Below are 9,326 nucleotides of genomic sequence, written 5' to 3' on the forward strand. Positions count from 1 at the left end.
ACTCAGGTGGCTCTTTATATTTGTGTTTGCTTCGATGGCTCTCGGCCCCGCGCCGCCGGCTCTGATCTCCGTGCGCCAATGGCTCTCTGTACTGCGATCCGGTGGCTCTAAAAAAACGCGTTTCGCATTATATTCATTTATTGTTCCTCCTCTATTAAGGGAAAATGACAGAAAAGTAGTGTGATATTTATGGAATATTAAGTTATATGCGATCAAGTTTGAACTTGAAATGATAGTTCTTAAACACTTTTGTCGAAGGAGTGTTGCTGCGGGTTCCGGATCATGATTGATCAATCCGACAGTTCGATCTGGTAATTTGACTTTCCGCTGTTCTTTACTTTGTACAGCGCCTTGTCTGCCTTTGCCATGAGAGTCTCTACGCTGCTGCCGTCCTTTGGGAAGAATGATGCGCCGATGCTGCAGCTGACATATATTTTGTATGGTTCGTCGTTTTCGTCCATTAACCTGTAACTGCCGGTGATCTTGTCAAATATCCTCTTGATAAAATTAGAGGCATTTTTCTCCTCTCTTATATCGTGGAGATAAATAAGAAATTCGTCTCCCCCTGTTCGAATAAAGAGGTCATCTTCACGAAGTTCCTTCTTGACCCTCGTGGCAAGGTATTTGAGGACAGCGTCCCCCGCCTTATGTCCGAAGTTATCGTTTATCTCCTTGAAATTATCTATGTCTACTATTGCAATGCAGCTTATCGTTCCTTTTAATTTCACTTCGCTCAGCCTACTCGGCAGTTTGTTCTCCAAAGCATGTCGGTTATACGCTCTTGTAAGGGGGTCTCTGAAGACCTTTTCTTTAAGGTCATATTCGAAGGTTTTATTATCTGTAATGTCATCAATGACAATGTTTGCGCCAATGACCGTATTATTTTCCTTTATAGGAGTGAAGTACGACCTGAGCCAGTTAAATTTTCCCCAAAGACTCTTATATGCGAATTCATATTCAATATTTTTTTCATTTTGCATACATTCTTTAAGTTTTTGTGAAAAACCGCACTCAGTCAAATTTGTAAACTCGAGGAGATTGATCTTTTTAGTCGTATCGTAAGAAGAGGACCCCATCAGTTCTATGAGGCGTTTGTTCGCATATGTTATAGTGCCTTTTGTGTTGCAGGAGAGAAAGCCCACAGGGGCGTACTCTGCCAGTGTGTAAAACATTTTTTGGCTTTCGTTCAATTCTGAGGCAAGTCTGTTTTTTTCGAGAAAAAGACCCAGCTGGGAAAGATAGAGCAAAAATAACTCCTCATTTTTAAAGCGGTTGTTTTTCTTGAATATAAGAGTGAAATCTCCCAGATCCTTACCGTCTTTTCTTATTTTTGCAACTGCCACGATCCCTATTTTGAATACTTTTTCAAGCCTAAGCGTGATCTCTTTGGGTATTTTAGTTCCGGTAAGATCGTGCAAAGCATTAAAAATGGTTATTTCCTGTCCTTTGGTTTTTTCTTCCTTTGTAGGATCATACGGCCACTTTTTGCCCACGATTTCAAACCCCAGGAATTTGGACAATTTTTTGAATCTTTCATTGACACCCTGGACGGCGACGGTAGTAAAGTCAAGTCCATTTTTATCAAAGAGGTTAAAGACAGCGTAGTCGGCACCGGAAATATCGCATGCGAATTTGGCGATGCATTCATAGTCGACATTATCTCCGATACTATCAATAAAATACTGTACTATCTCCTGCAGTTTTTTTTCGATCGTCCTGTCCATAATCAGAGAGACAAAACGATCATTTTCAGGCGAGAAGGCCTTGACTGAAAAATACTTCCTGTTTTCTTTTGAATATTCTTCAAACTCTATCGGGACCTTTTCTTTTACTGTCCTTTCATATATCTTTACCCATTGGACGCCGTGCTCTTCATCTCTGATGATGTCTCTGACGAATCTTTTGCCTATGACGTCTTCTTTTTTCAGTCCCGTGATTTCCTCAAAAGCCTTATTGACGTCGAGGAAGATGTAATCGACCATTTCCCCGGCATCATCGAATACGCCTTCATGGTAGGCGAAGGCGCATTGGGCATTGCTGATAGAATCTGCATAAACTTTCTCCAGGTCCATATAAAAGCCCCCGCAATAACATCAGTCTTTGCCGTAAATGTCTCAATAGTGCCGGTCGGCCGTCCTGTAAAACGCTCATAGAGCAGTTATTGCCTTATTCGGGCCAGGGGCAGCAGTTTGTCGGAGAACTCTTGGTCCGCAGGGGATACTTGCTTGCAGGAATGCCGCGTTGTACACATTTGAAAAAAATTACAGCCTTTTATACAATATTTTGCGGATTATGTAAAATAGATTAAATTCAATGTTTCCGATCATATTTAACTTTGTAAATCTATTCAAGCCTTTGCGTGCATCAATGCTTGTAGGATATTCCCTTCTGTAAGAACGTTCCGTTTTTTAAATCCTCAAATGCAGCCTCCAGTTCTTCCTCGGTGTTCATGACTATCGGCCCTCCCCAGGCGATGGTCTCACCCAGCTTCAGGGAACTAATAAACAACACCTGCATATTTGTATCGGCCGCCTTTATCTCGACGTGATCCCCCGGAGTAAGCTTTACCGCTGTTTTTTCCTTGACATGCTCTCCGCCGATATAGGCGTCTCCTGAAAGTGTGAAGATCATGGCGGAGTGCTCTTTTTCTGTATTTATTAGAACAGATGCACCTGGGTCGAGGTGTACATCATAAAAGTCCAGCGGGAGATATTTGCTTGAATAACCTTTTCTGTCCCCGTACCTGCCCGCAAGAAGCCTCAGTTTTCCATTCTCCAGCATAATTTCTTCAATCTGAGAATTTTTGATACTGTTGTAAGCGGGATCGGCCATCTTGTCTTTCGCCGGCATATTCAGCCACAGCTGTACGCCAAGCAGCCTTTCTGATGCAGGCAGCCTCTCTTCGTGCAAGATGCCCGACCCCGCCGTCATCCACTGGATCTCTCCGTCGGCGATGGTATCTTCGTTTCCCAGACTGTCCCTGTGGGTTATCTGCCCATGATAAACATAGGTAATGGTCTCTATCCCCCTGTGCGGATGCATGGGGAATCCAGCCTTATATTGTGCGGGGTCGGTACTGTCGAACGAATCCAGCAGCAGGATCGGATCGTATTCCTCCGAGGTCCTGCGTGACAGTACTCTGACGAGGTCCACCCCGGCACCGTCCTGTGTCCTAAACCCGTTGACCTGTTTCTTGATTTTTCGTTCCACCGGACTATCCTCCTAAATGATCATTTAATTGAACTGTCATTCCCAAAGATAAGCAGTCATTGAAATTGAACCAAGCTCGCAAGCTTTATTATAAACGCTGACCTTGTCATCTTCATCCGATGCTCCCAGCGCATATAAAAGAGGATAAAAATGGTCCGGGATCGGCACCGCCAGCTTTGCAAGATTGCCCTGATCCTCGTATTTCAAAATCTTCTCATGATCCTTTTTCATGATGTTTTCATAAACAAACCCGTCAAATTCGTATGCCCAGTCAAAACCTTCTCCGACTTTGTCCCATTCAGCAAGTCTTAAGTTATGAACTATATTCCCGGTGCCGAATATAAGAACTCCCTGCTCCCTTAAAGATCTTAACTCCCGGCCTATCGTGTAATGTGTTTCAGGAGGAGCATCGGCATCTATGCTTATCTGAAATACAGGAATGTCCCTTTCAGGATACATGTGAACCAATACTGACCAGGTGCCGTGGTCAATGCCCCATGAATTATTGTAGCTCGTTTCTCTTGAGATCAGTGCCTTTGATGCTTCAGCCGTCTCGGGTGAACCCGGCGTATTGTATACGATTTCATATAATTCCCTGGGAAAACCATACATGTCATAAATAGTTTTTGGGTTTTTCTCGTTCATGATTTTTGTGCCTTTTGTATACCAATGGGCTGAAATGGACAATATGACCTCCGGTCTTGGCATTAGTTCAGCCATTATTCTCCAGGTCCTTGAATAGAGGTTGTCTTCAATGGCATTCATCGGTGACCCGTGTCCTGCAAAGACAACTGGCATTTTTGTCACAGCATCTCACGCCCCTTTTTGACTGATGTTTGACCAATAAAATTTAATATTTAAACTAAGTAAACAAATATAGTCTATTAACCTAGTTTTTAACTGCCCAAGATGTGCCATAACTTAAGGGTGGCGGATTACTGCCAATAAGTCAGACCCTGCTGCAGGTCAGACTTCGTGTTATTTGATCAGCAGCTAAATGACAGATGATCTTGACATCGTGACCACTGTTTCAACGTGGCTTGAGAGGATAGAATGAATGTCATTTGATTATGTCCGTTCTCGGAAACATATCTACTGCGTTTTTTACACTATCGGTAGACGGAAACATATCCATAGGCTTCGCTGTTTTTTGAAAAACTGAGGTATGCTGTTAATTTTCAGTACCCAATACTGTAAATAACGTTACTCTCCTATTCACTAATGTAATTCAACAATCTTTCTAAAATGTCATGTGTAACTTTTAAGTTGTATTGTTCAATAAGGTGACTTTGCAAATCCATAACTAATAGCAAAGAATTTTTATAGGCTTCAAATAATTCTACCTTATCTAATCGAGCAGTGGTCTTTGCAAATTTTTTATAATTTTCAAGGCTAATTTCTTTTTCAAGGTTTTTACTCATGTTTAGCCAATTATCAGCATTTTTTTCTGCCATACGTATAAGTTGTAGTGTATTTTTTTGAAGTTGTGATAAGAGTTCTAATGAACGAGCATATTCTCCTCTTTTTAGAACGTTGATTCCCATCAACCATAGATTAGAGAAATTACACAACAAAAAATTAGCATTTTCTTCAGTAAGTCTATTTGGTCTTGCACCACTTATCTCTGATAAATAATTTTCTAATTGCCCTGTTTCATCGTAAATAAGCATAGCCTTCGTATCAGGAATATAACCTGAATCTTTAAACGAGGGGATTATGTTCATATCTTTTTCAGAAAGGAAATGAAATTCCCCACGTATAAGATTATCAAAAATAACTACCTCTGTTCCGTACTCATTTTTATAAAGCATCAAGTACGGAGCTACGTCAAACAACCAGTTGGATGAATCAAAGTTCGAGGTTATACTATCTTTCAAAAATATATAGAACTCTATATCAGAGTATTGGTCACCTTCTCCTTTGGTAAACGATCCATACATCATACAAGCTGTAATTCGTTCATCTGACTCAGTAAGATTCTTAACGTTTGCAATTAATTCTTTTTGTTTTAACATTTCTTCACCCTTTCATGTAAATATCTTTTAGTTATTGTGGCAACTCAAAATCTCTACAAACCTAAATTAATATTTTTCGTACAAATATTATTGCAAAAAGCATCATCATGCTCCACAAACAATAGTGTAGGACAATATTCCAAAATCATTTTTTCAATTTGGATACGTGAAAAAATATCAATATAGTTCAATGGCTCATCCCATATATACAAATGTGCACTTTCACAAAGGCTTTTAGCAATTAGTACTTTCTTTTTCTGACCAGCACTAAAATCCACCATGTTCTTATCAAACTGCTCTCTATTAAAATCCAGTTTACGAAGAATCGTTTTAAATAGAGTTTCATCGATCTTATTATTATAGGCAAATTCAGATAGATTACCTTTTAAATATGAAGTATCTTGCGAAATATAAGAAATTTTTAGTCCACTTGCTAGCATAAAATTTCCGGTAAATTTAATATCATCTCCATTAATCAATTTTAGGATACTAGACTTACCACTCCCATTTTTTCCGATAATGGCAACTCTATCACCAATATTGACTCTGAAATTAAGATTACTGCATACTTCTTTATCTCCATAAGACAATGATAAATCATTCGCTTCTATTAAGCACTCTTTGTGAAATTCAAGTGGTGAAATTTTTAAGTCATCATATTGTTCAATGTTGTGGAGCAGTTCTGATTTTTGTAAAACGGCTTCCTGATGTCTTGACTCAATATTTTTGGCACGTTTCATCGCTTTTGCAGCCTTATGTCCAACATAACCCTTATCCAGTTTTGAACCAGAATTTGTTGTTCCATATTTACTTTTTTCTACTTTATTTGACCAGTTTGAACTACGTTTTGCTGCATAAGACAACCTTCCTATTTCTTTAAGGAGTTTCTTGTTTTCTGCCAGTTCAAAATTATCTTGTAACGTTTTGTTCTCCCACCAAGAAGTAAAATTTCCCTTTTGGATTTCGATATTCGTTTTATTGATAGATAGTATATGGTCAACACATTGATCAAGTAAGCTTCTATCATGAGATACCAAAATAAACCCCTTCTTGCGTTTCAAATAGTTTTGCACTACATTACGTGCATCGATGTCAAGATGGTTTGTAGGTTCATCAATAAGCAGGAAACAACTCGCTGTAAGGAATAAAGCTGCAAGAAGGACCTTTGTTTGCTCACCATTTGACAATGTATTAAACGGACGATATAAAGCATCTTCTTGAACATCAAGCAATGATATTTCACGAAAAATCTCCCAATCCATACATTCCGTACAAATACTCTTCATTACTTCAATTGTATATAGACTCTTATCTTCCACATCATAAGGAAAATACTCAAACTTAACTGTAGAACTTATATTGCCGGAATACGCATATTTGCCAAGCAGTAAATTTAAGAAAGTAGTTTTACCGCGTCCGTTTCTTCCAATAAAACCGAGTTTCCAATCTGTATCTATCTGAAAACTTACATTTTCAAAAATATTGTCATAACTTCCTTCATATGAAAAAGTTAGATTTGAAACATTTATTAAGGACATATATTTCTTCCTCCTTTACATTATAAAAATTTTATAAGCAAAGTCGGTTTTCGGCATTAATTACTCTATAATGTTATCCAACTCTGCAAGGATTTTGTCATGAATGACATAGTATCATTGTCTATCACGTTTATCTTCCTTTCTTTTACAAATATTAAAAGCCGCAAGAAAGTAAATTCTTACGGCTCAAAAACAAACACTATTATTACCTTTTGTTATACATAACATAAGGTTACTGTAATGTATTATTGAGTGTAGAATACTTAACTTTCTTGCAATTTGCATAACAAAACAAACGGTTCTATAGCCGTTTCTTTAAATATCTTATTATGCATCATATAATTAGCAAGAAAAGTTTTACATTCTTCCACCTCCAAGTCGTTTTATTATATCATATTATCTTTAAAAATCCAATATAATTCTTCTGTTCTCTTTCTAAAGATTACCCTTCTACATCAATCTCGACTCCTGATTTGAATTCAACGGCGAACTTATCATGAAATACCGTAACTTTTTCTATAAGCCGCCTTACTAATTGCTCATCATACTCCTCTAACTCGCAGGATTGCTCATTCAAGAAATCACTCATTTCAGCGATTCGTTGCCTTTTCCCTTCTCGATCTGCATTCTCAACCAGTGCATTTTGCTTCTGCTCCCGCAAACGGTATATCTCTTCCGCCACTTCCTCATAATCTGTTTTGGAATTGGCAAGCCGCAAAAGTTCGTTTTGCAGTTCTTCCAGCTTGACGTCAATATCATTGGTAATTTTGTCGTGTTCTTCATTTAAAACTGTCTCGATATTGGCCTGTAAAGTGGAGAGAAAGGTATCCTTACTGGCCAGCAACTCATTGATGGCTTTTACAACTGCTGCCTGTAGCACTTCCTCATTAACTGTAGGGGATGTGCAATCAGACCCTTTTTCCTCTAGGCGGCTGACGCATCGCCAGACAATAGACCTGCAGCCTCGATTGTTCCAGTGGACTCTTCTATATATTTCACCACATTCTGAGCAGTAGACAATACTGGACAGAGCGTACTTGCTGCTATAAACTCGCTTCTTACCATTCTTTCCAGTATAAAGGTTAGCCCGCCTTACCAGTTCTTCCTGCACCTGCATGAAAATTCCACGCGGGATGATAGGTTCATGACTGTTCTCAACATAGTACTGAGGTACGATTCCATTATTGACTACTCGCTTTTTGGAAAGAAAATCAACGGTGTAAGTCTTTTGAAGCAAGGCATCTCCTATATACTTTTCATTCTGCAGTATTTTCTTAAGCGTCTCGGGTCTCCACTTAGGCTTTTTAGCTGCAGTGAGAATACCATCCGCTTCTAGGCCTCTTGCTATTTGTAGGAGACTTGCTCCTTCAAGGTATTCTCGATAGATTCGCTTTACCACTTCGGCTTCTTCAGGAACAATAACAAGCCTTTTATTTTCGTCTTTGGTGTATCCTAAAAACCGGTTGTGGTTGACTTGAATTTCACCTTGTTGGAAGCGGTACTGAATGCCTAGCTTTACGTTTTGGCTTAAGGACTGGCTTTCTTGTTGGGCCAGTGAAGCCATGATTGTCAGCATGATTTCACCCTTGGAATCCATAGTATTGATGTTCTCTTTCTCAAAGAAAACAGGGATATTTTTATCCTTTAGCTGCCGGATGTATTTCAAACAATCCAGCGTGTTTCTGGCAAAACGGCTAATGGACTTGGTAATGATCATGTCAATTTTACCTTCCATGCATGCTTCAATCATCCGGTTAAACTCTTCGCGCTTTTTAGTATTGGTTCCTGAAATCCCGTCGTCCGCATAAATTCCTGCCAGCTCCCATTCAGGGTTCCCTTTAATGTAGGAAGTGTAATGTTCAATCTGAACCTCATAACTGGAGGCTTGTTCTTCACTATCAGTTGAAACTCTACAGTAAGCCGCCACTCGAAGTTTGGTTTTACTTTCAGTTTCTTGGTTATTACCCACACGAGCTCGTGCTGGTATAACTGTTACATTCCTACTCATCGTCATTATCAATCGCCTCGCTTTCTATAAGGCTATAAACATATTCTGCTTGTTTAAATGGGTCATCATAAAGCTCATCCGGTGTTGGCATGGCGAACTGGTATTTCTTAATACTATTTTCCTTTGGTTTATGCTCCCAAATTCTGCCGAGCATTTGTGCCCGTCTTAACTTTTCAGCCTCTACCTTTTCAAAAGTATCCTCATCAATAATCTTGGGATAATAGTCATCCCCAAGGTATCGCTTATTTGTGAGCATATTCGCAATAGTGGCATGATATCTAACAATCCCAGCTTTCTTAGCCGCATCCTTCAAGGAAAGACCTGAAAGATATGCTTTGAATAGCTTCTTTAGCTGCTCTGCTTGTAGCTGGTCAATCACCGCTTTTCCATCTTGAATCGTATATCCATATGGTACATGAGGCATCTATCTGCATATTCCGCTCAAAATAAACACCTTGACCGTTTCAGATTGAACACTCTGACCGCTCTAAACTGAACACCCTCGCCGCATCTACTGAACAGGTCAGAAGTGCCCGGAGGGAACCGTCCTCCGGG

At 39.4% G+C, this 9,326-nt stretch carries 8 protein-coding genes; 1 reads left to right on the plus strand and 7 read right to left on the minus strand.

The window, feature by feature from the left end; translation table 11 throughout:
* Nucleotides 1-184: hypothetical protein (locus OLM33_09935; GenBank protein MCW1713972.1), on the plus strand; the 184-nt coding region annotated here is incomplete at its 5' end.
* A 106-nt stretch (nucleotides 185-290) separates the two neighbouring features.
* Here the strand turns inward: OLM33_09935 and OLM33_09940 are convergent.
* The 7 genes from OLM33_09940 to OLM33_09970 all read right to left on the minus strand — a co-directional run bounded on the left by OLM33_09940 (nucleotide 291) and on the right by OLM33_09970 (nucleotide 9,195).
* Nucleotides 291-2,072: a diguanylate cyclase gene (locus OLM33_09940; GenBank protein MCW1713973.1), complete on the minus strand. Its 1,782-nt coding sequence runs from the start codon at nucleotides 2,070-2,072 to the stop codon at nucleotides 291-293.
* 292 nt (nucleotides 2,073-2,364) lie between these two features.
* On the minus strand, nucleotides 2,365-3,210 hold the full coding sequence (locus OLM33_09945; protein MCW1713974.1) for a pirin family protein: 846 nt from the start codon (nucleotides 3,208-3,210) through the stop codon (nucleotides 2,365-2,367).
* Nucleotides 3,211-3,246: 36 nt separating this feature from the next.
* Nucleotides 3,247-4,008: a 4,5-DOPA dioxygenase extradiol gene (gene ygiD, locus OLM33_09950; GenBank protein ID MCW1713975.1), complete on the minus strand. Its 762-nt coding sequence runs from the start codon at nucleotides 4,006-4,008 to the stop codon at nucleotides 3,247-3,249.
* Between the two features lie 413 nt (nucleotides 4,009-4,421).
* On the minus strand, nucleotides 4,422-5,225 hold the full coding sequence (lnu(B), locus tag OLM33_09955; protein MCW1713976.1) for a lincosamide nucleotidyltransferase Lnu(B): 804 nt from the start codon (nucleotides 5,223-5,225) through the stop codon (nucleotides 4,422-4,424).
* Between the two features lie 53 nt (nucleotides 5,226-5,278).
* Nucleotides 5,279-6,763, minus strand: a complete 1,485-nt coding sequence (gene lsa(E) / locus OLM33_09960; protein MCW1713977.1) for an ABC-F type ribosomal protection protein Lsa(E) — start codon at nucleotides 6,761-6,763, stop codon at nucleotides 5,279-5,281.
* A 442-nt stretch (nucleotides 6,764-7,205) separates the two neighbouring features.
* Nucleotides 7,206-8,777 (minus strand): recombinase family protein, encoded by a 1,572-nt coding sequence (locus OLM33_09965; GenBank protein MCW1713978.1) that lies wholly within the window; start codon nucleotides 8,775-8,777, stop codon nucleotides 7,206-7,208.
* A complete protein-coding gene (locus OLM33_09970; GenBank protein ID MCW1713979.1) occupies nucleotides 8,764-9,195 on the minus strand; it encodes a recombinase family protein in 432 nt (143 codons plus the stop codon). Before OLM33_09970 ends, OLM33_09965 begins: the two co-directional genes overlap by 14 nt.
* Between the last annotated feature and the right edge of the window lie 131 nt (nucleotides 9,196-9,326).

The sequence above is a fragment of the Synergistaceae bacterium DZ-S4 genome (assembly GCA_025943965.1).
In the GTDB taxonomy this organism is placed as follows: domain Bacteria; phylum Synergistota; class Synergistia; order Synergistales; family Synergistaceae; genus Caenicola; species Caenicola nitritireducens.

Bases quoted from the DNA above. Each gene is read 5' to 3' on its own strand.
- OLM33_09940 (MCW1713973.1), bottom strand. From the start codon at position 2,072: ATGGACCTGGAGAAAGTTTATGCAGATTCTATCAGCAATGCCCAATGC.
- ygiD (MCW1713975.1), bottom strand. From the start codon at position 4,008: ATGCCAGTTGTCTTTGCAGGACACGGGTCACCGATGAATGCCATTGAA.
- OLM33_09965 (MCW1713978.1), bottom strand. From the start codon at position 8,777: ATGACGATGAGTAGGAATGTAACAGTTATACCAGCACGAGCTCGTGTG.
- OLM33_09970 (MCW1713979.1), bottom strand. From the start codon at position 9,195: ATGCCTCATGTACCATATGGATATACGATTCAAGATGGAAAAGCGGTG.